Genomic DNA, 25,040 nt, shown 5'->3' with positions numbered 1-25,040 from the left:
TGCTGTTTGAAGACCGGCTGCCTAGAAACCTCTCGGCACAGTCTGGGCCTCCACAAATTCAAACAGCCCTTCCAGACCACCTTCCCGGCCAATACCCGAGGCTTTCATACCGCCAAATGGCGCCTCCGGCGTTGGTCCGGTACCGGTATTCCAGCCCACATGGCCAAACCTCAAACCGGCGGCTACCCGCTGGGCACGCTCGGCATCGGCGGTGAACACGTACGAGGCCAGACCAAACTCGGTATCGTTACCGGCTTCGATGACTTCTTCCTCGGTCCGGAACAGCGCCATGGGCACCAGCGGGCCGAAGGTTTCTTCCTGGTAACAGCGCATCTCCCGGTCCACGCCCTGCACCACCGTGGGCGGGAAGAACAGGCCATCACCCAGTTCCGCTGGCTGTTTGCCGGCCACCAGGCTGGCGCCCTTATCCAGGGCGTCCTGCAGGTGTCGTTTGACCTTATCAAAGCCTTGCTTGTTGATCAGCGGGCCAATGTCGATGCCATCGTTCATACCATCGCCCACGGTCATCTTGTTCACACGTTCCGCCAGCTTCTGACCAAAGGCATCCGCCACCTTCTCATGCACAAAGATACGGTTCGCGCAGACACAGGTCTGGCCGCCACCGCGGAACTTGTTGGCAATCAGGTTATCGGCGGCGGCCTCCAGGTCGGCATCGTCAAAGACGATGAACGGGGCATTGCCCCCCAACTCCAGTGCCAGCTTCTTCACCTGCTCGGCGGTGTCGACAATCAGTTTGCGGCCCACTTCTGTGGAGCCGGTGAAGCTGAGCATGGGTACGTCTTTGTGCTCACACAGCACCTTGCCGATCACGCTGGCCTTACCCATTACCAGGTTGACCATGCCATCCGGCAGGTCGAGTTTATCCATCACGCTGAAGAACGCGATCATGGTCAGCGGGGTTTCGCTGGCTGGCTTGATGACAGAAGGACAACCCGCTGCCAGGGCCGCCGAAAGCTTCTTGGCGATCATACCAATGGGGAAATTCCAGGGCACGATCAGGCCAGTCACGCCCACGGGCCGGTAGTGAACCGTCCAGGTGCAGTCCTTGGGCTTCTCCGGAATCGTGTGGGAATCAAGAGCGCTGATGTGCTTGGCACAGTAATCGAAGAAACCGGCGGCGTAATCCACCTCGCCCTGGGCTTCCTTCCAGGGCTTGCCATGCTCCATACACAGGATGCGGCCAATCTCTTCGCGGTTTTCTTTCAGGCCGTCACGAATATCCTCCAGCCACTTGCGGCGGGTTTCAATCGGCCAGGGATTGGTGAGCCGGAGCGCTGATTGTCCAGCCTCCACCGCTGCCACAACATCTTCCTCCGGCATCGACGGAACCTTGGCAATCACCGAGCCGGTGGCCGGGTTGTAAACGTCGAACGTGGCACCGCCGGCAGAGTCTTTCCAGCGCCCGCCAATGTAGCCTGTGAGGTTTTCCAGTAGTGGTGACTCGATCATCTCGGCTCCTCTTGCATGACTGGTGACGCCCCGGACCGGGGCGGAGTTCAAAAGCAACGCGTGCCTTTCATAGTGGATCCTGAGTGGCGGCCTGTAAAGTCAGGGGGAGATTTCCTGGCCGTCATTTTTGACCCGGGCGGGTGACTGCCTATACTCGAAGGAGAGTTTTTACAGGCTCTCCCTGACACCCCAAGGAGACGGATTCATGAAAGCATTTTTTCATCCGACGCAGGACCTGCACATCCCGAAAACCTATTTCACCCGTGGCCAGATGCGCCAGCCTCAGGAGGTGCCTGATCGCACCGGCCAGATGCTCGAAGGCCTGAAAGCCATGGGCATCCCGGTACTGCAGCCGGCCGACCAGGGCGCCGGCCCGATCTCCAAGGTGCACGACCTGGGTTACCTGCGATTCCTCGAATCCGCCCACCGGCGCTGGATGGAAATGGAAGACTGGGGCGACGAGGTAATGTCGAATATTTTCGTACGTTCCCCCAACGCCATGCGGGGCGTCCTGGCCGAAGCCGCCTGTTACCTGGCAGACGGCAGCTGCCCCATTGGCGAAAATACCTGGAAGGCGGCCTACTGGTCGGCCCAGACCGCCTTGGGTGCCGCCGACGCGCTGATCGCCGGAGAGCGCAACGCCTACGCTGTGTGCAGGCCACCAGGGCATCACGCCCGCAAGGATGCCGCCGGTGGATTCTGCTACCTGAACAACGCCGCCATCGCGGCCGAGCACTTGAAGAGCCGGTTCCCGCGAACGGTCATCCTGGACACCGACATGCATCATGGCCAGGGCATTCAGGAGATCTTCTACGACCGCAGCGACGTGCTGTACATCTCCATCCACGGCGACCCCACCAACTTTTATCCGGTGGTCAGCGGCTTCGAGGACGAACGTGGGGAAGGCGAAGGCTATGGCTACAACATCAACCTGCCCATGCCCCACGGCTCCAGCGAGGAGGATTTCTTCGCCAAACTGGATGAAGCCGTGGCCGCCATTCGCCTGTACCAGCCGGATGTGCTGATCCTGACCCTGGGTTTCGATATCTACAAGAACGACCCGCAGGCGAAAGTATCGGTGACTTCCGAAGGCTTCTGTCGGCTGAGCACGCACCTTCGTCAGCTGGGTTTACCCACGCTGGTGGTGCAGGAAGGCGGGTATGATCTGGACGCCCTCAGCGAGAACGTCCAGCAGTTTTTCAAGGGGTTGGAGGGCTGATCAGACCGCCGGGGCATACACCTTGATATTGCCATGCCCCTCAGCCTTCAGGTGGCCGGCGTGCATGCGGCTCATGGTGCCCCGGTCGCAGTACAGCAGGTACTGGCGGTTGCCCGGCAGTTCCGCCACCTGCTGATTCAGCTCGTAGAAAGGAATCTTGAGCACATCGTTGTTGGTCAGGGTCAGTGGCGAGCGCTCTTCTTCCGACGGGTGGCGAACGTCGATAATCACGTCGTCTACCGACGGCGTCTGGATCAACTCCACCTCTTCCGGCGTCTGGGTGCTGTCCAGGAGCTGGCTGACTATGGTGTCGGTACGGTTAGCGATGGCATCGGCCAGGGCGGCCGGGTCCATGTTCGCCTCTTCTTCCTCCACCCGATGCAGCCTGGCGCGAGTGACCGGCTTGCTGGAAATCACGCCGCAATACTCCGGCATGTTGCGGGCAAACGGCTCGGTACCGATGTCCTTGGCAATTCGGATGATTTCCTGCTTGTCCATGGCAATCAGCGGGCGCAGCACAACCTCGTCACTGGCACGGTCCACCACATTCAGGTTGGTCAGGGTCTGGCTGGAGACCTGAGCCACCGCATCGCCCATGACCAGCCCCGAGGCGTTGTAATCCCGGGCGATCTCAGCAGCGGCCTTGAGCATCATCCGTTTGAGCACCACGCCCCAGTGGCGATGGTTGACCGAGCGCATGATCTCGGCGACCACACCCTCAAACGGCACAGAAATAAACTTGACGTTGTGGGACGAACCATAACGCTCCCACAGGTAGTGAGCCACCTGGCGCACGCCCACTTCATGGGCCGCACCGCCCAGATTAAAGAACAGATAATGACTGCGAATACCACGGCGCATCATCAGGTAGGCAGCCACCGACGAGTCGTAGCCGCCGGAAATCAGCGTCATCACCGTTTCTACCGTCCCCAGCGGATAACCGCCAAGACCCTCGTGGCGACGATGGGCAATATGGTAGCTGTCGTCCTTTACCTCAATACGAACTTCCAAATCCGGTGATTTCAGATCTACGCCTTTGGCGTCGGAGCCCTGCAACAACGCCGCGCCCACTGAACGCTCCAGGTCAATGGAACGGAAATCATGATCGCCATGGCGGCGGGCGCGAACGGCAAACGTCTTGCCTTTCAGGCGTTCGGCGTAGGCCTGCACCGCCTTTTCGCCGACGTCTTCAAGATCGACAAAGGGAAACACCCCGATCTCCTGGATGGTCGAGATGCCGGGAATGCGCACCAGCTCATCAATCACCGGGCCGGCAAGGCTGCGGCCATCGGGCACATCCACATCCACCCGGTCCCAGCTGCCATCCACACGGATCTCCGGATCCAGCCGGGCCAGTAATTTACGGATATTCTGCCGCAACTGGCGCATCTGCTGCTGGCGAACGGGTTTACTCTTGATAGCCACTTCCGGGGCGGGACGAATCAGCAATTTCATAAAAAAAGACTTTGATCGGAATAACGTCGGGTGGCGTAAAAGCCGGAAAGGCCTTAGTGTACCCTTTCGCCAGACTGGCTCAAAATCCGTCATTGCCGAAACCATCAGGAGCTTCACCACCGATGACTGAAACCACCATGAATGCCCTGGTCTCCCCCGAGGGCAGCCTCGAGATTCTTTCCAATTACGAGGTAAGCCGGCTCAAGGACAAGAGCGAGGGTGGTCTGTATCGCCTGTTCCGCCAGTGTGCACTGGCCGTGCTCAATACCGGCGTCGAAACCGACGATTGTAAGGAGTTGATGGAAGCCCACGCCGATTTCGATGTGCGGCTGGTACCCCAGCCCCGGGGGCTGAAACTGGAGCTGATCAACGCACCCGGCCACGCCTTTGTGGACGGCGAAATGCTGCGCGCCATCCGGGAACATCTGTTTTCCGTGTTGCGCGATATCGTCTACAGCCACTCCCTGCCCAACAGCGTGGCTGGCTTCCGCAAGGACAACCCGGAAGACCTCACCAACCTGGTGTTCCACATCCTGCGCAACGCCCGGGTACTGGAAGCAGGCCGCCAGCCAGACCTGGTGGTGTGCTGGGGTGGCCATTCCATCAGCCACGATGAATACCAGTACAGCAAGGATGTTGGTCATCAGCTTGGGCTGCGCGGCCTGAGTATCTGTACCGGCTGCGGCCCGGGTGCCATGAAAGGCCCGATGAAAGGTGCCACCATCGGCCACGCCAAGCAACGGGTGAAGAACGGCCGTTACATCGGTATTACCGAGCCGGGCATTATCGGTGCCGAAGCCCCCAACCCGATTGTGAACGAACTGGTGATCATGCCGGATATCGAGAAGCGTCTTGAGGCCTTTGTCCGCTGCGGCCATGGCGTGATTGTGTTCCCGGGTGGCGTCGGTACCGCGGAGGAGATTCTGTACCTGCTCGGCATTCTGCTACACCCGGACAACGTCGACCTGCCATACCCGGTGGTATTTACCGGTCGCCAGGAAAATGCGGAATACTTTGAAATGATCGACAAGTTTATCCGCAACGCCCTGGGCGATGAGGCCGCCAGCAAATACGAGATCATCATCGATGATCCGATACGGGTCGCCCAGACCATGAAGCAGGGCATGAAAGACGTGGAGACTTTCCGCCGCGCCATGCAGGATGCCTACTACTTCAACTGGATGCTGAAAATCGACCCGGTATTCCAGCTACCGTTCGAGCCGAACCATGACAACATGCGGGCTCTGGAACTGCATCGCGATCAGCCGGTTCACCTGATTGCGGCGAACCTGCGCAAAGCGTTCAGCGGGATTGTGGCAGGTAACGTAAAGGAAAGCGGCATCCGGCAGGTGCAGGAGAAAGGGCCGTTTGAAATCGCCGGCGACCCCACTCTGATCAAGCCTCTGGAGGCCATGCTGGAGCAGTTCGTAGCGCAAAACCGGATGAAACTACCCGGTTCGTCGGCCTACCGGCCCAGCTATCGGATTGTCAGTGGTGCGGCCTGAGCCGCAGCACTGACAAACACAACGCTTTACTTGCCGCCGTCGGCCGGCAAGCTGGCGTAGTAAGCAGCCAGGTTGGCAATGTCAGCATCGCTCAGGGCTGTCGCCTGGCCCTGCATCACCGGAGCCTGACCACCTTTGCGGTCGCCATTCTTGTAGGCCTTAAGAGAAGCTACAAGGTACTGCTCTTTCTGGCCAGCCAGGTTCGGGTAGATGGGCACCTGGGAGATACCGTTCTGGCCGTGGCACGCAGCACAAACGGCGGCCTTGGCCTTGCCAGCCTCGATGTCACCAGCGGCCATGGAAGCGACCGGTACCATCGCGCCAGCTGCGAACAGGCCCGCTACTGCAAGATGCTTCAGATTCATTGTGTTCACCCTCTCATCGTTTTAACGTTCACATTCCGGCATAAGAACCGGTCAGTAACTCAGGTTTCACTTATAGCACACCCGCCCGTGAGCTCAAATGTGATAGATCAAGGACTTTCGTGCGACCATAGTCCTCTTTTACGCCTGAGCATTGTGAACGACAGTACGAACAAACCACAAATACCCAATCAGAGATACCACCGGAGAACCAAGCCATGCCAGTTGAGGTACAGGAGCTCCCCTGCCGGGAAGGACACATCGGCCTGCTCACCCTGAACGAGCCGGGCACACTCAATGCCCTGACCGAGGAGATGGTCCACCAGGCGCAGCAAGCGCTGGCGCAATGGGCGGAGGATTCCCGTATCTGCCTGGTGGTTCTGCAGGGGGCGGGAGACCGGGCGTTCTGTGCCGGAGGCAATATCCGGGCCCTGTACCCGGCACTGACAGGCGATGGCGACAAAGCCGCGCCCGCGCGGTTCTTTGCGGCGGAATACCGTCTCGACTTTACCCTGCACCGGTTCCCCAAGCCGGTGGTGGGCATGGCCGGCGGCATTGTCATGGGCGGGGGCCTGGGCTTGCTGGCAGCCTGCCGCTACCGGTTAATCTACCCGAATGTCTCCATGGCAATGCCCGAGATCAGCATCGGTCTGTTTCCCGATGTGGGCGCGAGCTGGTTCCTGAACCGTCTCCCGGGCCGGCTCGGATTGTTTATGGGTCTGACTGGCGCTCGACTGAATGTCGCCGACGCCTTGCGAGTGGGCCTGGCTGATATGGTGATCGAAGCAGACCAGAGCAGCGCCCTGCTTGAACGGCTGCAGGAGGAACGCTGGAGCGGTGAAACCGCCGCCGACGACAACCGCCTGTTCCGCCTGCTGAACCAGCTGGAAGCGCTGGATTACCGCACGCTGGCTCCGGGGCACCTGGAACAGCACGAACAGACCATCGCACGCTTGAGTGCAGGCGATGAGCTACCGGCCATCGTTGAAAAACTGGGGAATTCGGAGAGTACCGACCCCTGGTGGCAGGCGTGCATCCATACCCTGAAGACCGGCTGCCCGGTCACCGCCTGGCTGATCTGGCACCAGATACAGAAAGGCCAGCAGATGTCGTTGAAAGATGTATTCCGTATGGAACTGGCCATGGCCGAAGAATGCACCCGGAGACCCGATCTGGCCGAGGGCATTCGCGCCCTGCTGGTCGACAAGGACCGCTCCCCAGAGTGGTCTTACCCCTCGGTTGCCGAAGTGCCGCAAGAGGTGGTTGAACGGCATTTCCAGCCAGTGTGGGACGACACGACCGACCCAATGATGCTGGACAGCCTCTGAATCAGCGGGCGGCGCCCGCCTGCACCAGCAGCATTTCAAGATCCTGATTGTTGCTGGCGCGGGCGAGATCCAGAGCGGTGGTGCCATCCGCCCGGCGATAGTGCACATCGGCACCGGCCGCCAGCAGCATTTCGGCGGTCAGAAGATCACCGCTGGCCACCACTTTCATCAACAGGGATTCGCCACCCTGGCTGACGTTCACGTTGGCGCCCGCCGCCAGCAAGGCCCGGACCACCGCAAGATGACCATTTTCAGCAGCCTGGATAACCGCGGTATTGCCGTCGGCACTGCGTGCATTCACCTCTGCGCCCGCAGCCAGTAACAACCGGACAATGCGGCGGTTACCGTTGGTGGCAGCCACCATAAGCGGAGTTTGCTCCGCTCCGGCCTGGGCATCCGGCCTTACCCCCCTGGACAGCAGCTCAAGTACCGCCCGATCCTCATTGGCGCGCACCGCAGCCATCAGTTCCTCCGGGCCGGCACCGGCCTCTCCGGTTTCAGGTGCTGACCCGGTTGTACTGCATCCGGCCAGCAGCGTCAGTGCCAGGAAAAATACCAGGTGGAAATAGCTGCTCGCGTCCCTGCCCATGTCGGAAGTCTCTTGTTTGCGTTTTGCAGCTATTCTGCTCAGCCAGTCACCGGAATTAAATCGAACCGGTCACAACTCCGTCTCGTTTTGCAGAAGTTCTCGAGCCAGCAACCGCAGCCGCGCCTCTGCATCGCGCTGGCCCCGGCATAGGCCGGCCTCCTGCAACTGCACCCAGGACCAGCCCTGCAATACCGCACGACACCAGAGCTTTGCCTCCGGATGGCTTTGAATTCGCTGAGCCATACCCTTGCAGGCAGAGAGCTCCTGCAAAACCGGCAAGGTTAGTTCAAAGCCGCGAAAGCCATACGCGAAGTTAGTCAGATCCCGGCGATCATCGTCATCCAGCCACGCCGATGATGGCAGGGCGTCGCAGATGGCCAGCAATAGTTCATGGTCCAGTTGGTACCAATGGCGGGACACCAGATGTTGCCGGTGTCGGGCGAACCGGCTGCTCAGCTGTTGCTGAAGTTGCTGCCCCGGCTCAGAGGTGCCCATCAGCATTTGCAGGGGAAACTCTCCGGTGGACGCCTCCTGGCTCAGACCCATACGCACGATGCGCAGGCCACATCGGTGCCAGAACGCCAACAAACCCGGTTCGCCGCCAAAGCTGGTACCCAATGCATCCATTCCATCCTGAACACAGGCCTCATGGGCAGCCGCCACCAACCGTTGGCCGACCCCAAGCCTGCGTGCCGATTCCGCCACCGCTACGCGGACCACTCGAAGGGTTTTCAGGGTAGCAGCGGCGGGGGCGCCGCCATGATTGGCCAGTGACTGGGCCAGCATATGGCCCCTGAGCCGCCGTTTTCCAGCGACCACCTCTTCAGCCAGATCAGGAGCCAGGCCACCTTCAGTGGATGCCCAGAGCAAGCCAATGGTCCGCCCCTCTACGCTGGCCCGCCAGGTCATCGCGGCGGGGTCATCCAGCCATTGCCGAAGATCGGCGGGCGTGGTCCGGTAATGGGCATTGACCAGCAGACCAAAGGCCTCCGCCAGGGTCTGTTCGCTGGTCGCGGCAGGTTGCCAGCGTTCAATGCGCACGTCGCCGGCGACGAACGGTTGCGGCTCCGGCGCGTCTGCCGATAACAGATACAGCTGGAAAACCAGTCGCTCCAGCGGGTCACCCTGCGCCCAGCGAATGGGCTCGCGAACGCTGACGGCGCGCCAGTTCGGAGTTTCCTGTTCCAGAATCTGTCGAAAGCGCAAGGCAAAGCCCCGGCCGGTACCTTCATAGCCATGCACCGTACTGGCAAACACCACTCTCGGCCAGCCCAGCAACACGGCTTTCAACCACTGGGCCGGTAAACCCGCCGCTTCATCAACCAAGACCACTTCCGCCTCCGGCCGCTGCGACAGCAACTCCTGTGGCGGCAGAAAGCAAAGTTCATGACCGGACCGGGTGGTCAGATGGGTCGGCGTATCCAGTGCCAGAGCATCACCCAGTGCCTGCCGGGCGTGAGCGAACAGGGTAGCCACGTTATCAGCCGAAGGTGCCGTTACCAGCACCCGTTTCCGGCCGGTTTCGAGCAAGCGGGCAGCAGCCATGCCAAGGGCCGACGATTTGCCTCGGCCGCGATCGGCAGTAATCACCAGCGGCCGTCGGCGGCGGCCCTGGCCAGCGCGCACCACGTCCGCAACCAGCGTCTGCTGCTCGGCCGTCTGCCCGGGTTGAAAGTCCGCCCTGCCCGGCTCCGGCCGATTAAGAACAGGCACAGTGCCATTGTCCGCCGCAAGGCGAATGACATCGGGATCTTCCGCAAGTACCGTTGCCAACCGGGCGGCGAAGGGATGGCCGCTGGCCCGGTCCAGTCCGGTTCGTCTATAGTCCGGGTCATCAAAATCCGACCACTGCGCCAACGGCGGCATCAGCCAGAACAGCAACCCACCCGCCCGCAAGGTGCCGGACAGTGCCGCAAAGGCGTCTGGAGACGTTCCCTCCCAGCCATCCCAGACCAGAACTGGCAACTCCTGCCCCAGTACGCGCCGGTAATCTTTGACACGGATATGGCCAAGCCCGGCCATGATCGCATCCTGTTCACGACCGACCCATAGCCCCTGCGCGGCCGACAATTCCGGCAAGAGCCCGGCTACCCGGGCGATCGCAGCCTGCCGATCACCCTCAACCAATACCAGCCGGCGATGGCCGCGAGCTGCCAGGATTTGCTGGAACGCGCGCCAGCCTGAGGCGATTGTCTCGGTTTTATCATTCACGTCAATTCAGACCTGCTGGCCATAAGAAGGTATTTGCGCCTGAGCTATGCCGGGATTATGCGGCAGCGCTATCCGCACTACCAGTTGGCCAGTACAATAGCGACTATGCCGAGCGAAACCCAAGCCCCCGACCACCTGTCCTTACCGGATTACCTGACCGACGAGCAGCGCGCCATCATCACCTCCGGCTACGAGCACGCGGTGATAACCGCCGTCGCGGGCAGTGGCAAAACCTCCACGCTGGCCTGGCGCATCCGCTACCTGCTGGCCCAGGGCCACGATCCGGACCGGATGCTGGTGCTGATGTTCAACCGCAGCGCCAAGGTGGACTTTGAGCGCAAGTTACAGTCCGTCTGCAGTCAGAGCGGGCTGGCTCTGCCGGAAATCCGCACCTACCACGCCATGGGCCTTCGGCTGTATCGTCGGTTCGTCCGCGAAGGCTATCTGCCGGGCTTTTCGGAAAAGATCCTGACCGAACAGGAGATCGGCTTCCAGGCCTGGCTGCTGACCCGGCGGCTGGCACCGGAGGAACTGGCCGATGAAATCCGCCGCAACAAGAAGGATTTTGTCGAAACCGCCACCGGCTTTATCGACCGCGTCAAAACCGGGCTGGCACCCGCGGAGGTGGTATTCGAGGAGCTGGGCTACTCCGACAAACACCGCTACCTGATCGACCTGTTCCATTCCTTCGAGCAGTGGCGTAAAAGCGAAAGCCGTATCAGCTACGCCGACATGCTGTATGAGCCGGTGATGGCCATCCATCAGAACCCGCCATTGCAGCGCCTGGTGGGTAACAAAATGGATCTGATCCTGGTGGACGAGTACCAGGACACCAACGAGATCCAGCACCTGCTTCTGCGTTATGTGGCCGGTGACCGCGCCCGGGTAACCGTGGTCGGCGACCCGGACCAGACTATCTACGAATTCCGTGGTGCCCGGCCCGAGTTCATTCTGCGCAAGTTCAGTGATGAGTTTGAAAGCCCGCTTGAGCAGACCCTCAGCTACACCTTCCGTTACGGCCACCGGGTGGCACTGCTGGCCAACCATCTGATCTGCCACAACACCGGCCGCCGGGATGTGATGTGCCATTCCCACCCGGGCACCCCCGACACCGAAATCCATCTGCATCAGGCCGAAAACGATGGCAACCAGGTGCTTTCTATCCTGCAGGGACTCGCGCCGGAACAACAGAGCCAGAGCGCCATCCTGTTCCGGGTCTGGAGCCAGAGCGTGCCGATTGAACTGAAACTGCTGGCACGCCAGATCCCCTACCGGATCGACGCCGGTAAGGGCGCGCTGTTCAGCCGCGAGGTTCAGGCGGTGCAGGCCTTGCTGCTGGTGGTTACCCGTCGGCTCGACAAGCTCGCAGAAAATGACCGACTGGACATTGCCCGCCAGATTCTGAGGTTCCCCCATGTGGGCCTGAAAGAACCGGAACTGGAAAACCTGGCCCGGTTCCTGGCGGCGTTCGACACCGGCTGGCACGAACGGCTGCTCAGTCTGGATTTCGACGCCCTGGCGCCCATGGCGGCCAGAAAGCTGAAAAAACTCGGTGAAGTCCTGCAGCAACTCGACCGCTATCAGGGGCCGGTAGCTGGCCTGATCACAGTCTATGCCGAGCACATGGATCTCTATGAGGGTATTCGCAGTCTCGCACTGACCCATGACAGTGCCGAGGAGCGGATTGATACCATTCAGGGTTTTCGCGACTACCTGAAAAGCCTGGAAGTCAATGCCGACGGAGCCCTGGACCACCTGAGCCTGCTGAAACAACAGGCCAGCGAACATCGGGACGAGGGTGTCCTGCTGTCCACCATCCACCGAACCAAGGGACTGGAATGGCCCGTGGTAATCATTCCCGGCCTGCAGGAGAAATATCTGCCCTACAGCCCTCGTCCCCAGGACGATGCCCGGGCCCTGCTGGAAAGCGAGCGCAGGCTGCTTTACGTGGGCATGACCCGCACCCGCCACCATCTGCACCTGATTACCCGGCCCACCCCGGCCAGCCCGCATCTGTCGGGCGACCAAGGTCCCAGTCGATTTGTTTCCGAACTGTGCTTTGGATTAGCTCAGGAACTCGGCTCCGCGCTGGATACCGGTACTGCCCCGACAGACCAGCCCCTGAGGCTGGACCACCCGTTAACCCCCGTGAGTCTGCGATACGCTGAACGCGAGGGCGTTCAGCTGGAAAGCGAAGGAACAGTGAGCCAAAACACGGCGGAACCAGTGTGGCATCAGCAGCGTCTGACCCATGCCATCTTTGGCACAGGTGAGGTTATCTCAGAAGATGAAAGCTCGTTCGAGGTCCGGTTTGGCAATGGCGACACCCTGAATTTCAGTAAAAAAAGCGCGCACCTGTATTTCACGCCAGCGGGTGATTGATCTGTCGCCTGTGAAGGCTGCGTACAAATGCGAAGACGTCGAGAGATGCCAAATTTTGTGTTTTATGGCTTACTGGCCTAGATTTTCAGTAACGTGGTGTTTTACCGGAGTTTATCCGTCTTCAACGGAGACAGCTTCAGGACATAATAATCAGACAGGAGGTTCTGCATGAAACTCATGCGCCCGGTCGCTCTGGCCGCCCTTGCAACATCCCTTACGACGCCAGCCCTGGCGGAACGCCAGGAAACCATCTACATCAACCCGTTTGCCGGCTTCCAGCTCTTCGACGATAAACGGGACCTGAGTGAAACCGGCACCTTCGGTGTAGGTGTTGAGTACCGTTTCCGCCCTCACTGGTCAGTTGAAGCCGTGTACTCACGGGCCGATGCCGACCGCAAATATGTGGCTGGCGAATCCGATTTCGACGAAGTCCGGGTAGACGGCACCTATTACTTCGCCGGCCCGGAAGCTGCCTGGAACCCTTACGTTTCTCTTGGTGCAGGCCATGCCGACTTCGGGCTGGGAGACTCCATTTCCTACCGCTCGGCAGGTACTGATCACGATGAAACCCGTGTCAATGTGGGTACCGGCTTCCGCTACAACGTCAGTGATGGCATCTCCATTCGTGGCGATCTGCGGGAATTCCATGGCATTGATGAAAGCACCTTCGACACCATGGTCTCGCTCGGCTTGAGCTGGGCCTTTACCCGCACGGTTTCTGCCCCGGCCCCGAAAGCCCCGGCCGATGCCGACAACGACGGCGTGCCCGATAATCGCGACCAGTGCCCGGGCACACCGGCCGGGGCCAGCGTCGACAGCCGCGGCTGCGAGCTGGACAGCGACAATGACGGCGTGGCGGACAGCCGCGACCAGTGTCCCAACACCCCAGCCGGGGCCGAGGTTAACAGTCGCGGCTGTGAGCTCGACAGCGACAACGATGGTGTGGTGAACAGCCAGGATCAATGCCCGGACACCACCGCGGGCGCCACGGTGGATGAAACCGGCTGTGAGGGCATTACTGAAACGGTGGAAACCATTGAACTGCGGGTTCAGTTCCCCACCAACAGCTCTGTTATCGACAACGCCTATGACAACGAAATTCGTCGCGTCGCCGATTTCATGGAGGAATACCCGGAAACCACCGTTGAGATCGCTGGCCATACCGACAGCGCCGGTGAAGCGGGCTATAACCAGTTTCTGTCCCAGCGCCGGGCAGAAGCGGTTGCCGGTCGACTGACCGGGCCTCTGGGTGTCGATCCGGACCGTGTCAGCGCGGTGGGCTATGGTGAAGCCGAGCCTGTTGCCACCAATGATACGCCGGCTGGCCGTGCCCAGAACCGTCGTGTTGAGGCACGCATCCAGGTTCGCCGTTAAGGCAATCCGGGCAACCTCGGTAAGGCGCCTTCGGGCGCCTTTCTTTTTGATTCCGCAGTCAGAAAGCGCTCAGGCTTTCAACCGCCCTCACGTTCCGCATCCAGTAGCAGGTTTCTTGGCGTCAGCTGACGATCACAGAAGGTGCCCAGTCGAACCCGGTAACCCTGTTCTTCCAGAAACACGGCGTAGTCCAGGACCAGCCAGAGCTCCAGGGGCCGCCGGAAAAGATGGCGCAGCAGTTCATGCCGGCGCACCTGACGATATCGTGCCTCACCGCGTGCCAGCCACTCTGCCCAGTCAACATCGGCGGGCAGAGTCAGTTGTTTCTTTGCCGCCGCCCAGCGACAGAAGTCCTCGAAACGGCCATTATTGAGCCCGGCCGGGTGCGACGGCACCGGCAGGTAGTGCCCGTTACCGGTCAGCTCCCGTTGCAGCGCATCGAACCCCAGGCGCCAGGTACTGATGCGTGTGGTTTGCTCGCGCACCCGCTCCGGTGCCGTGACCGTCTCCTGAACCGCCAGCCTCAGATCGTTGCGGTCTACCGACAAACACTCGCCATACTCCCGGGTTTGCCGGGCCTGAAGCTGATACCGCTCATCCCCGGTCAGGTGGTAGCAGCAAGGTGAGAGACTGAGCCGGGGCAAACGCGCCTGGGCACCGGATTGCATCAGCCGGCGGTGCAGATCACCACAGGCGTGCAGCGCCACCCCATGGTGGCACTCAGGCAGTTTAAGCCCATCGACCATCACATCCTGATGAGACAAGCGAACCGGGTCGCCATAGTGCTCGGCCAGGCGGTTGCCATCGGTCACCAGTTCCGGATTCCATTCAAATCCGGTTACTTCCATCGCCCCCCGCCGGGCCAGGGTCCGGCCCAGGTGACCCTTGCCACAACACCAGTCCAGTACCGGATAGCCCAAGGGTGAAATTGCAGCGGCGAATGCGCCGGCCTGCTGTCGTTTTCGGCCAGGCATATCAACGGCGGCCACCTCCGCCAGTTCCGCCTGCCGGCCCTCGGCCTCGGTCGCCAGACGGGGTAAATCAAGCAGATCCCGGTACCGGGCCAGCGCCGGGACATGCCCGGCTAACAACGAGGACAGTTCCGGGAGCCGCTCCTCCCAGTCCTGACAGTCCTCCTCAGGAAGCGCCTCCAGCCAGCGCGCCAGGTCCGGATGCGCGTCGCGCCAGGCGGGGGCAGGTTCCATGAACGGGATGGGGCGCCAGAGTGGCTCCAGTTCCCGCAGCCAGTCATTCAAAGACTGCCAGCGCTGGTAAAAACAACCCGAGGCTTGGTGTAAACTCGCCGCCGGAGGTAATGTCATGAAACTGGCCTTTGTACTGGTTGAACCGAAAGTCCCGGAAAATGTCGGCGCCGCTGCGCGGGCCCTGTGCACCATGGGTTTTTCCGAGCTATGGCTGGTCAATTCCGACCTGCATACGCGGCCCGAAGCCCACTGGCTGGCCCATGGCAGTGACCACATTCTGGATAATGCGCGCATTTTCCCCGATCTGGCCGCGGTTAGAAACTCCGCGGATTTGCTGATGGGCACCTCAGCCAAGCCCCGTCATCATCGGCAGGACTGGCATGAACCCGGCGCACTGCGCTCGGTACTGGCCAATAAAGGCGGCTCGGTGGCGACGGCGGCGCTGGTGTTTGGTCGTGAGGACCGGGGTCTGGCCAATGAAGAACTGGCCCTGTGCGATCTGCTTACCGGCTTTCCGATGGCGGTCAGCTATCCGTCCCTGAATCTGTCCCAGGCGGTCATGCTGTATGCCTGGGAGCTGTCCGGACTGGCGCGCCAGAGTAACAGCACGCCCGAGGTCGCCTCGGATGCCAGCCTCGGCGCCTTGCGACAACGCCTGGAAACACTGTTACCGGCGCTGGAGGCACCGGCCGACAGCAAGCTGTCGCAGTGGGTATTCCAGCGCCTGCCCATGCTTTCCGAACGGGACGTCGGCTTTGCTCACACCCTGTGCGGCAACCTCGAGCGCAAACTCTGAGCCTACTCCTGAAACCTCCCGGGCCGGAACGCATCCAGCGACACGGCCGGTTCTTCACCGTCGATGACCTGGGCAATCACCGAGGCGCTGCCCGCCGACAGGGTCCAGCCGAAGGTGCCATGGCCGGTATTCAGAAACAGGTTCCGGCGGGGTCCGCGACCAATAATGGCCGGGCCATCCGGAGTCATGGGGCGGAAACCGGTCCAGGTTTCGGCAGCCTCAAGATCCGCGCAGCCGGGAAAGCGTGAACGCACGGATTTCTTGATGGTGGCGATGCGCGCCTCGGGAATGTCACGATTGAAGTCCGCCAATTCGACAAAGCCCGTGGCCCGGAGCCGGTTACCCAACCGGGTAGACACCACCTTCAGGTTATCGTCGTGGATCGTGCTGGCCGGGGCCTTGTCCGGATCACTCAGGGGTACCGTCAGGCTGTAACCCTTGACCGGATAGATCGGCAGCTCCAGCCCCAGAGGCCGAACCAGCTGCGGTGACCAGCATCCGGCACAAACCACCACCGCATCGGCTTCCAGGGTGGCTAACTCGCCGCCGCGGGCTCGATACTCGATCCCGTTCACCTTCTCGTCATCAAACAACAGCCGCTCAACCTCGACACCATAATGGAAGGTTACCCCTTGCTGTTCACACACCTGCGCCAGTGCCCGGGAGAACAGGTGACAGTCGCCAGTGCCGTCTGTGTCATAGCTGATGGCTCCATAGAGGGGCCCGTCTCCGGTCATACCCGGCTCTGTGGCTCGCACCTGCTCGGGCGTGAGCAGCTGCGAGGCGATGCCCAGCTCATTCAGCAGGTCGTGGATCTCACGATAACCGTCCATGGCCTCAGGGCTGCTGGCCAGGTGCAGAAGGCCCTTGTGGTCGCCATCAAAGTTCAGGTCATGCTCCTGTTCCAGAGCCAGAAATCGCTCCCGACTGTGGACACCCAGGCGCAGCATGGCCCGTTTGTTGAGGCCAAACAGACCCGGGCTCCAGGCGTAGCGCAGGGTGGCAAACATAAACTTGATGGCATCCACCGAAGGCGGCACTCGCAGCTTGAGTGGGCCGTCGGTTTTAAACAGCCAGGGCAGTGCCTTGAAGACCATGGAGGGATCAGCCCAAGGGTAAACCACGCCGTAAGACCGCTGGGCGGCGTTGCCTTTGCTGGTCTCGTTACCGGCAAGGTCGTGTCGCTCCAGCAGGGTTACCTGATGCCCCCGGCGAATCAGTTCCCTGGCGGTAGTAACACCGACCACACCACCCCCTACCACTGCGATGTGCATATTGCCTCCATTAGCTGACGCCATTCGCTGCCAGCAGCTGACGATAGTCTTCCAGTACATCCGGATGCTCCGCCGGGTAGTCCGGCGCAAGCTGTTTCAGCACCCCGGCCAGCAAGGCCGCCACAATCGCCCGGGCCTGGGGTTTGCGGTCCCCGGGCACAATGAACCAGGGCGCTTCCTCGGTGTGGGTCTGCGCCAGGGCTTCCTCGGCGAAGGCCTGATAACGGGCGCGCTGCTTCCAGCCCTCGATGTCGGAGCGGTCAAACTTCCAGCGCTTCCTGGGCTTGTCCAGGCGTTTGAGCAATCGCTGTTTATGTTCATCCTCGGAGAGGTTGAGCCAGATTTTTACGACACAGGTGCCTTCGCTGACCAGGTGACGCTCAAAATTCCGTATGGCCTCGAACCGGGCCGGCCAGTGATAGGTGCCGGCATCTCGCACGGGCCATACTCGCTCGCCGATGACGGCCTCGTGATGACTGCGGTTGAAGGCCACCATCTGGCCATAGGCGGGGAGATAGGGTGTCACCCGCCAGAGAAAATCATGAGCGGCTTCCGATGCATTGGGTCGCCCGAATGACCAGGCGTGAAAGCCGGCCGGATCAGCGTAGGTGGCCAGCGTCCGGATCAGGCTGTCCTTGCCGCTGGTGTCCGGGCCATGGATGACGACCAGCAATGCCTGCTTACGATTGGCCCACAACCGCCGCTGGTACTCTCCGATCTCCTCCAGACTGGCTTCAAGCGCAGGCAACTTGTCGTCGCCCTCATACAGCGACGGATAACCTTCGAGAGCCGGTTGATCAGGATTCAAGAACCAGGAACGGGCAAATGCCGTATATTTCATCAAGGAAACTCCCTATCGCCCCGTTGCAGGTCAATAATCGTACAAAGTGATACACTTACGTGATCAGATTCTCAGAATAGCATCCATACACCGACCCTGATGGAGTCTAGTACCCTGGCATGAGCAAGAAACGTCGGGAGATTCCCGTATTTGATCATCCGATCATCGAGACCCACTGCCATCTGGACTACCTGAAAGACCGGCCGTTGTCCGATACTCTGGAGCAAAGCCAGCGGGTCAACATCGAAAAGGTGATCACCATTGCGGTGTCGCCAGATAACCTCGCCGCCGTGCGCGAACTGGCGGGTTCCGCTGACTGGGTGTTTGGCACCCAGGGCATTCATCCCCATGAAGCGGAAACCTATACTGATGAGGTGGAAGCGGAAATCCGCCAGCATGCCACCGACGACAAGATCGTGGCCGTGGGCGAGATCGGGCTGGATTATTTCTACGACAATGCCGATCGCTCCGTGCAACGAGAGGTGTTTCGCCGGCAGCTTCAGATTGCCTGCGACAGCGACCGTCCGGTGGTGATTCACAGCCGCGACGCCGACGACGATACCATAGCTATTCTGAAAGAGTTCGAGCATTCTCTTGAGCGCCGGGGGGTTATTCACAGCTTCACCTCCGGGCCCGGGCTGGCACGATACGCCATCGACCAGGGCTGGTGCCTGGGCTTCAACGGCATCACCACTTTCAATAAGGCCGAGAACGTGCGCGATATCGTACGCATGACGCCCATCGAACAGATCCTGCTGGAAACCGATGCCCCGTTCCTGACACCCGTACCCTATCGCGGCCGCGAAAACGCACCGTTTTACCTGCCGTTCGTGGCCGAGAAAATTGCCGACGTTAAGGAGTTGCCGATGGATCAGGTATTAAGTCAGACCTATCAAAACAGCCTGAGAACGTTTTTCCCCCATCAATGATCAAGCGCATTCCTGTCTCCGCCCTGAAGGTCGGCATGTACATCACCGACCTGAACAACGACTGGATCCCCCATAACACACAGCGCAAGCAAGGGGTGATCAAGCGGGAAGAGACCATTGAAAAAATCCGCAAGATGGGCGTGCAATACATCTACATTGATGTCAGCCGGGGCGCCGACTGCCAGGATTCCGAGCCGGCGGCGCATGTGGATCAGCGCAATGAAACGGCCCTGCAGAACGCCGGAGCCCTGAAGCCGGGATACACCCCGAAGGCCCCTCTGGCGGAAGAAATAGTTATTGCTCAACAGGTGCACAGCCAGGCCCAAAGCCTGGTGGGCAGCTTCATGACCAACGTCAAGATTGGTGGTGCAATTGATGTGGCCCCGATCCACCAGCTCGCAGACGAGCTGCAAAATTCAGTACTACGCAATGCCAATGCCCTGAGCTGCCTGGGACGGATCCGCGAGAAAGACAATTACCTGTTGGAACACTCAGTCAACCTGAGCGTATTGATGTCACTGTTCGGACATTACCGAAACCTCTCTCAGGATGTTCTGCACCAGACCATCGTAGGTGCTTTGTTGCACGACATCGGAAAAATTCTTACGCCCGATGAGGTTCTGCACAAACCTGGCCGACTGACGGCGGAAGAATTCGAGGTCATGAAGCTGCACGCCCGCCATTCCCGTGACATTCTTGCCAGCACCGAAGGCATCGGCGAGATCACCGTGATAACCGCCGCCCAACATCATGAGAAACTGGACGGCAGCGGCTATCCGGAGGGTCTCAAAGGCGACGAAATCACCGAGTACGGACGCATGGTTGCCATCACGGATGTTTACGATGCCATCACTGCTGACCGGGTTTACCACAAAGGCCTGACGCCGACTCAAGGGCTGAAGAAACTGCTGGAATGGTCCGGGGATCACCTGGATCCGACGCTGGTGAAACAGTTTATCCGTTGCGTTGGGCTGTACCCGATAGGTTCATTGGTCTTGCTTGAAAGCGGCAAGCTGGGCGTGGTCATCGAAACGAATGAATCTGACCAGAGACTGCCCGTGGTGCGCGTTATGTACAACACGAAGTTCCGAATGCCTGTAACCGTGCATACCATTGATCTGTCTCGCCCCGGCAACCAGGACCGGATCGTTCGGGCGGTCGATCCAGACGACTACAAACTCGATATCCGAAAGTTTCTGGTCTGACACTCTGAAAGCTGCCCGGGCTCTGCTAGGCTTGTGTTAACGCCCCATCCATAAAAAAGATAATCCATCATGCTGTCATCGGTTTTCCAGGTTCTGGGCGGTCTGGCCCTGTTTCTCCTGGCCATGGAGATGATGACCAATGGTCTGAAAAACGCCGCCGGCCATCATCTCCGCCATATGTTGGGGCACTGGACCAGAACGCCTCTGCGGGCACTATTCGCCGGCTTTGTTATTACCGGTATCGTGCAGCATTCCGGGGCGGTAACCGTGGCAACCATTGGGTTTGTGAATGCCGGCCTGATGACTCTGGCCCAGTCCCTGGGCGTTGTTTTCGGTTCCAACATCGGTACCACCATGACCGGCTGGCTGGTCAGCCTGATTGGCTTCGGCTTCAAGATCGAAGCCATGGCGCTGCCACTGCTGGCCGCCGGGGTGGGCTTCAAACTGGTCAGCCGCAACCCGAGAAACCAGTTTCTGGGGGAAGCTCTGGCAGGCTTTGCCTTGTTTTTCCTGGGGTTGTCGATTCTCAAAACCGCGCTCGAATCCTCGGCTCTCGGCTTCCAGAACGGCCACCTGATCAACGCCGATTATGGCCTGCCGGCCTTCATGCTGATTGGCCTGCTGGCCACGGTTCTTACCCAGTCCTCCAGCGCCGCCCTGGCCATCGTACTCACCGCTGCAGCTGGCGGCCTGATCCCGCTCGACAATGCCGCCGCGGCCGTGATTGGGGCCAATCTGGGCTCAACGTCGACTGCCGCGCTGTCGGCCCTGAAAGCCACGGCAAACGCCCGCCGGCTGGCCACCGGGCATATCCTGTTCAACCTGGTCACCGGCGTCATCGCCCTGCTGGTGCTGCCGGCCATGCTCTGGCTGGTGAATACCCTGACCAACCTGTTGGACCTGGAAGCCAACCCGGCGGTTTCGCTGGCCTTATTCCATACGCTGTTCAACGTTCTGGGTGCCGCCATCATGCTGCCCTTCACCCAACCGTTCGCCCGTTTTCTCGGCCGGCTGTTTCGCAGCAAGGAAGAGGACAACGCCGAACCCCGCTATCTCGATGACACTCTGGTGACGACACCGGAACTGGCCATCGGCGCCGTGGATCAGGAAATGAAGCGGTTGATTGGTCACAGCCGGGGTTTGCTGCGGGTATGCCTGGACCGGGAAAGCCTGGAGGAATCCGATGTGCGCCCGAAGGCCGATGCCGTGCGCAACCTGAACCTGGCCATTACCGACTACATCGGGCGCCTGAGAGCCGAGAAAATGCATCCGTCGGTGGTGGATGCCCTGACGCTGAGCATTCGCACCTGCCGTTACCTGGCGGAAGCCACCGAGCTGACCCTGCATCTGGTTCGACTCCGGGCGCTGGCCCGGCGCAGGGATTTCGAGACGCTGGAGTCGGTTTTCAACCGCTATTTCGAGGTTATTCGGGCGCTGGTGGCCTCAGAAACGCCCGTACCGGAGCAGCTACAGGAAGCCGAAACCGTCTACCATCAGCTGAAAGCAGCCACCCTGCAGAAGATGATCCGGCGGGAATTCAGTTCCAGCCTGGGGGCCGAGGTTCTGGATGAGCTCAGCGCCGTGCGCCGGCTCACCGATCAGTGGAGCAAGGCGCTGTATTGGCAGGACGGCGTGGGGCTACTCAACCAAAGCCATGATCAGGCATCGGCATCCTGAAAACAGTAATAGCGGTTCTTGCCTTCACGCTTGGCCCGATACATGGCCTGGTCAGCCTGGCGAAGCAGCTGATCTCCGTCTATTTCCTCGCCTTGAGGGTACAGGGTGTAACCCATACTCGCAGACACTTCAACGCTGTGATTGGCCACCCACACCGGTTCGGCAATGACCGTTAGCAAACGCGAGAGCAATATATCCAGGGTAACCGCGTCCGGGACATTGACGATGATGGCGGCGAACTCGTCGCCGCCCAATCGTGCCAGACTGTCCTCCTCCCGGAGGGTCGCACGCATGCGCCGGGCCACTTCCACCAGCAAGCCATCACCGGCATCGTGACCAAAGGCATCATTCACCGGTTTGAACTGGTCCAGATCGATGTAGACAACCGCCAACCGGTAATTCTGCCGACGGGCCTGGGCCATGGACTGGTGCAGACGATCCGAGAACAGTACCCGGTTCGGTAAATTGGTCAGGGCGTCGTAGTGGGCCATGATCCGGAGCTGCTTCTCGATCTCTTTCTGCCTTGTGATGTCACTGAAGACACCCACAAAATGGGACAGTTCGCCCTGCTCGTCCAGCACACTGCTCAGACTCAGGTTCAAGACAATGGCCTGGCCGTCCTGATGCCGGGCTGCAAACTCTCCGCTCCACACTCCATGCCTGCTGGCGGCCACCAGTATGGCACTGCCTTCATCTACCGGCATGGGCGGTAGGCTGCCAATAGCAGACTTGTGATCCCGCCCGGTGATCTGGGTGTAGGCCTCGTTGATGTCCATCACCACGCCGTGGGCATCGGTGATAAAAATCGCTTCCCGGGCATTCTTGAACACCCTTAACGCCAACCGCTGCTGTTCCTCGGCCTGCTTTCTGCGCGTGATGTCATGCCAGGAACAGAGTACCGAAGGGATGTCGCTGCCGTGTTCATAAACCGGGGCCAGGGTCATGGCCACCCACACCCGTTCCCCGTTCGAACGCACAAACAGCCATTCCGTCTGGGACACCTCTCCAGCCGTCACCCGGGTAAAGAGCGCCTCGGATTTCTGTGACGACGGAGCTCCATCCGGCTGGCTATGGGGAGAGAAAGCCGCCAGGGACTTGCCCAACAAAGAAGCTTCGGAGGTATAGCCAACCAGATCCACGGCCGCCCGGTTGCAGTCCACCAGTTCACCATTGCGGATCATCAGCATCGGCTGGGGCCAGCTGGCAATCAGTGTGCGCAGCCTGCGCTCTTCAGAGGCCAGCTGCTTTTTCTTGCGGCCGAGCCAGAGACTGGTGATTACCAGCAGTACAAACAGCACAGCAACGGTAATCACCCAGTTACGGTATTGGTGGAGTATGTCGACCCAGGTTACCCTCGGCACCTGATCGTACGGCGGCATCCGCAGGCTTCGGCTCAGCATTTCGACCGACTGGTAATCTGCAGGCGGCGAAAACCCGGCCAGACCCGCCGCCTGCGCCGCCGCATGCTCTGGCTCCAGAGCAAACAGGGCGGAAGCAACCCGGCGTACCGTCCTGCTGTCGACATGGGGCAGAGAAACCAGAGGCCACTCCGGGTACAGCCGGGTGGACAGAACAAACGGATAGCCTCGCAGCTGCTGCGGATTGATGATTTTCAGCTCATCTGCAAGGCTCGGGTTCTCGTTCAGCAGTTCTTCATAGATGCCGGTTCGGATGAATCCGACATCGGTATCGCCCGTCAGCACCGAGCGGATCACCCGGTCGTGATTACCCAGAAACACCATCCGGTTATGGCGCCGAACATCCACGTCCACGCTGGCCAACTCCAGCGCCTGGGCCTGATAGCCACCCAGATAGGTCAGCCCTGGCGTGGCAATACTCTTTTTCTCCAGATCCTGCAGGCGGTTGATATCGTCCCGTTCAACACGGGTAATAATCACGCCACCAATACTGCCCGTGGTTTCACCCCGCCAGCTGCGGCGCAGGGTTGCGAGGGCTCCGGTCAGACTGCGTTCACTGCGAATCACCAGAAAGTGGCTGGGATTGGTGAGGAAGAAGTCGATCTGGTTGGCCGCCAAGGCACGGTTCATGTCATCCTGATTGAAAACCTTCAGGTTCACTGCCATGCCGGTTTCCAGGGTCAGGTAGTCGGCCAGCGGCTGATAGCGTTCGTTGATCACATTGTCAGGCCGGTAGGCAAAAACGCCGAGCGTGACCGAGTCGCTGGCTGCCAACTGCGCCGGCACGTTGACAGCAACCACCAACAGCGAAACCAGGCAGCGGTAAAGCATCCCCTTCATCATGGCAGGCTCCGAGGCAGGAAAGCCGGATCGGTCAGATGCTCATAGTGCAGGGGCGCATCTATCAGCCCCTCACGAGCCATAATACTCGCCAGCATCTTTGCCACCACTTCCAGCCGGCCATTGTGGGTGAGATAGCGGTGGTTGGCAGACAGTTCCGGCAACATCACCGTCGCCAGAGACTGACGCACCATCTCCGGAGATACCTGCTGGCGCGTAGCAACACGATAGACCGCATCGTGCGTGTTGCGCACCAGATGTTGCAGGCCCAGAAAATGACCTTTTACCAGATCCCTTACCGCGCCTGGCTGCCGACTGACCGCTGCATCAGTGACCACCAGAAGATCGAAGATGGTTTCCGGCAGCTGGCTGCTGTCGAACAGACGCACCGCGCCTTCGGCCGCCAGCCGGGAGGCCTCCGGTTCGTAGCTGATGGAAGCGTCGATATCACCACGCTGCCAGGCCCCGATGTGTTCGTGGACCGGTAAATCCACCACCGATATGTTGTTACTGGTCAAGCCGGCGCGCTCAAGCACAGAAAACAACATGATGCCGGACACGCCGCCGAGCTCCACCGCGACCCGTCGGCCCCGCAAACCCGAAAGGCTGGTAATTGCAGGCCGCACCAGAAGCACATCCGCGCCCACGGAAACATTAGTGACGGCAACGGCCTTTACGGGCACCCCGGCGACAAGAACCCTGAGGGTTTCATCCAGAGTCAGGGCTGCGGCGTCCAGATTGCCGGAGACCAGTCCGCTGATGGAATCACTGGCCGCCTGGCCTTTCACCAACTGCACTGTCTCCGGCAGCCAGCCGAATTCTTCTGCCAGGTACAGGGGTTCGTAACCAATCCAGGGATGAATACCGGTTCTCAGAGGATCTCGCCGGGAGCAACCACTCATTCCCGCAGCAACAGCGGCAGCTATTGTCAGGTGCAGAAAGTGACGGCGGTGCATCCAG

19 protein-coding genes are annotated in these 25,040 nt (G+C 60.3%); 9 read left to right on the top strand and 10 right to left on the bottom strand.

Annotated elements, in window-relative coordinates; translation table 11 throughout:
- Positions 1-21: 21 nt before the first annotated feature.
- Positions 22-1,470, bottom strand: a complete 1,449-nt coding sequence (locus JIF53_RS13545; RefSeq protein WP_199452847.1) for an NAD-dependent succinate-semialdehyde dehydrogenase — start codon at positions 1,468-1,470, stop codon at positions 22-24.
- A gap of 205 nt (positions 1,471-1,675) precedes the next feature.
- Between JIF53_RS13545 and JIF53_RS13540 the strand changes: the two genes are divergently transcribed.
- Positions 1,676-2,689, top strand: coding sequence for a histone deacetylase family protein (locus tag JIF53_RS13540; protein ID WP_199452845.1), 1,014 nt, complete (start codon positions 1,676-1,678; stop codon positions 2,687-2,689).
- Here JIF53_RS13540 and thiI read toward each other — a convergent pair whose 3' ends face one another.
- Positions 2,690-4,144, bottom strand: a complete 1,455-nt coding sequence (thiI, locus tag JIF53_RS13535; RefSeq protein ID WP_199452843.1) for a tRNA uracil 4-sulfurtransferase ThiI — start codon at positions 4,142-4,144, stop codon at positions 2,690-2,692.
- Positions 4,145-4,266: 122 nt separating this feature from the next.
- Here thiI and ppnN point away from each other — a divergent pair, with 122 nt between their 5' ends.
- Positions 4,267-5,649: a nucleotide 5'-monophosphate nucleosidase PpnN gene (ppnN, locus tag JIF53_RS13530; RefSeq protein ID WP_113879106.1), complete on the top strand. Its 1,383-nt coding sequence runs from the start codon at positions 4,267-4,269 to the stop codon at positions 5,647-5,649.
- 26 nt (positions 5,650-5,675) lie between these two features.
- On the opposite strand, the gene JIF53_RS13525 is transcribed toward ppnN, so the two are convergent.
- The gene (locus tag JIF53_RS13525; protein ID WP_113879105.1) at positions 5,676-6,014 is read right to left on the bottom strand and encodes a c-type cytochrome; all 339 of its coding nucleotides are present in this window, start codon (positions 6,012-6,014) and stop codon (positions 5,676-5,678) included.
- Between the two features lie 215 nt (positions 6,015-6,229).
- Here JIF53_RS13525 and JIF53_RS13520 point away from each other — a divergent pair, with 215 nt between their 5' ends.
- Positions 6,230-7,339: an enoyl-CoA hydratase/isomerase family protein gene (locus JIF53_RS13520; protein ID WP_113879104.1), complete on the top strand. Its 1,110-nt coding sequence runs from the start codon at positions 6,230-6,232 to the stop codon at positions 7,337-7,339.
- A gap of 1 nt (position 7,340) precedes the next feature.
- Here JIF53_RS13520 and JIF53_RS13515 read toward each other — a convergent pair whose 3' ends face one another.
- Both JIF53_RS13515 and JIF53_RS13510 read right to left on the bottom strand, forming a co-directional pair.
- On the bottom strand, positions 7,341-7,928 hold the full coding sequence (locus JIF53_RS13515; RefSeq protein WP_113879103.1) for an ankyrin repeat domain-containing protein: 588 nt from the start codon (positions 7,926-7,928) through the stop codon (positions 7,341-7,343).
- A gap of 69 nt (positions 7,929-7,997) precedes the next feature.
- Entirely contained in the window at positions 7,998-10,139 is a 2,142-nt protein-coding gene (locus tag JIF53_RS13510; RefSeq protein ID WP_113879102.1) for a tRNA(Met) cytidine acetyltransferase TmcA, read from the bottom strand.
- Between the two features lie 57 nt (positions 10,140-10,196).
- On the opposite strand from JIF53_RS13510, the gene JIF53_RS13505 reads away from it, so the two are divergent.
- Positions 10,197-12,521, top strand: a complete 2,325-nt coding sequence (locus JIF53_RS13505) for an ATP-dependent helicase (protein WP_011787062.1) — start codon at positions 10,197-10,199, stop codon at positions 12,519-12,521.
- Between the two features lie 168 nt (positions 12,522-12,689).
- On the top strand, positions 12,690-13,895 hold the full coding sequence (locus JIF53_RS13500) for an OmpA family protein (protein ID WP_011787063.1): 1,206 nt from the start codon (positions 12,690-12,692) through the stop codon (positions 13,893-13,895).
- Positions 13,896-13,972: 77 nt separating this feature from the next.
- Here the strand turns inward: JIF53_RS13500 and JIF53_RS13495 are convergent, their stop codons facing one another.
- Positions 13,973-15,217, bottom strand: coding sequence for a methyltransferase (locus JIF53_RS13495; RefSeq protein WP_011787064.1), 1,245 nt, complete (start codon positions 15,215-15,217; stop codon positions 13,973-13,975).
- Here JIF53_RS13495 and JIF53_RS13490 point away from each other — a divergent pair.
- Positions 15,216-15,896, top strand: coding sequence for a tRNA/rRNA methyltransferase (locus JIF53_RS13490; RefSeq protein WP_011787065.1), 681 nt, complete (start codon positions 15,216-15,218; stop codon positions 15,894-15,896). The two genes, JIF53_RS13495 and JIF53_RS13490, sit on opposite strands and share 2 nt — an antisense overlap.
- A gap of 2 nt (positions 15,897-15,898) precedes the next feature.
- Here the strand turns inward: JIF53_RS13490 and JIF53_RS13485 are convergent, their stop codons facing one another.
- Positions 15,899-17,170 (bottom strand): D-amino acid dehydrogenase, encoded by a 1,272-nt coding sequence (locus JIF53_RS13485; protein WP_011787066.1) that lies wholly within the window; start codon positions 17,168-17,170, stop codon positions 15,899-15,901.
- A gap of 10 nt (positions 17,171-17,180) precedes the next feature.
- Positions 17,181-18,011 carry a polyphosphate kinase 2 family protein gene (locus tag JIF53_RS13480; RefSeq protein WP_022993236.1) on the bottom strand — a complete coding sequence of 277 codons (831 nt, stop codon included), beginning with the start codon at positions 18,009-18,011 and terminating at the stop codon, positions 17,181-17,183.
- 119 nt (positions 18,012-18,130) lie between these two features.
- On the opposite strand from JIF53_RS13480, the gene JIF53_RS13475 reads away from it, so the two are divergent.
- The 3 genes from JIF53_RS13475 to JIF53_RS13465 all read left to right on the top strand — a co-directional run bounded on the left by JIF53_RS13475 (position 18,131) and on the right by JIF53_RS13465 (position 21,822).
- Positions 18,131-18,940 carry a TatD family hydrolase gene (locus JIF53_RS13475; protein ID WP_022993237.1) on the top strand — a complete coding sequence of 270 codons (810 nt, stop codon included), beginning with the start codon at positions 18,131-18,133 and terminating at the stop codon, positions 18,938-18,940.
- The gene (locus JIF53_RS13470; protein WP_113879098.1) at positions 18,937-20,145 is read left to right on the top strand and encodes an HD-GYP domain-containing protein; all 1,209 of its coding nucleotides are present in this window, start codon (positions 18,937-18,939) and stop codon (positions 20,143-20,145) included. Before JIF53_RS13475 ends, JIF53_RS13470 begins: the two co-directional genes overlap by 4 nt.
- A 69-nt stretch (positions 20,146-20,214) precedes the next feature.
- On the top strand, positions 20,215-21,822 hold the full coding sequence (locus tag JIF53_RS13465; protein WP_022993239.1) for a Na/Pi cotransporter family protein: 1,608 nt from the start codon (positions 20,215-20,217) through the stop codon (positions 21,820-21,822).
- Here the strand turns inward: JIF53_RS13465 and JIF53_RS13460 are convergent.
- Positions 21,804-24,083, bottom strand: coding sequence for a diguanylate cyclase domain-containing protein (locus JIF53_RS13460; RefSeq protein WP_153740279.1), 2,280 nt, complete (start codon positions 24,081-24,083; stop codon positions 21,804-21,806). The genes JIF53_RS13465 and JIF53_RS13460 overlap by 19 nt on opposite strands.
- Positions 24,080-25,036 (bottom strand): ABC transporter substrate-binding protein, encoded by a 957-nt coding sequence (locus tag JIF53_RS13455; RefSeq protein ID WP_153740280.1) that lies wholly within the window; start codon positions 25,034-25,036, stop codon positions 24,080-24,082. Before JIF53_RS13455 ends, JIF53_RS13460 begins: the two co-directional genes overlap by 4 nt.
- Between the last annotated feature and the right edge of the window lie 4 nt (positions 25,037-25,040).

This window comes from Marinobacter sp. bablab_jr008 (genome assembly GCF_016464145.1).
GTDB lineage: Bacteria > Pseudomonadota > Gammaproteobacteria > Pseudomonadales > Oleiphilaceae > Marinobacter > Marinobacter nauticus.
Note: the sequence above shows the minus strand (reverse complement) of the source record. Positions and strands in the feature narration are given on the sequence as shown.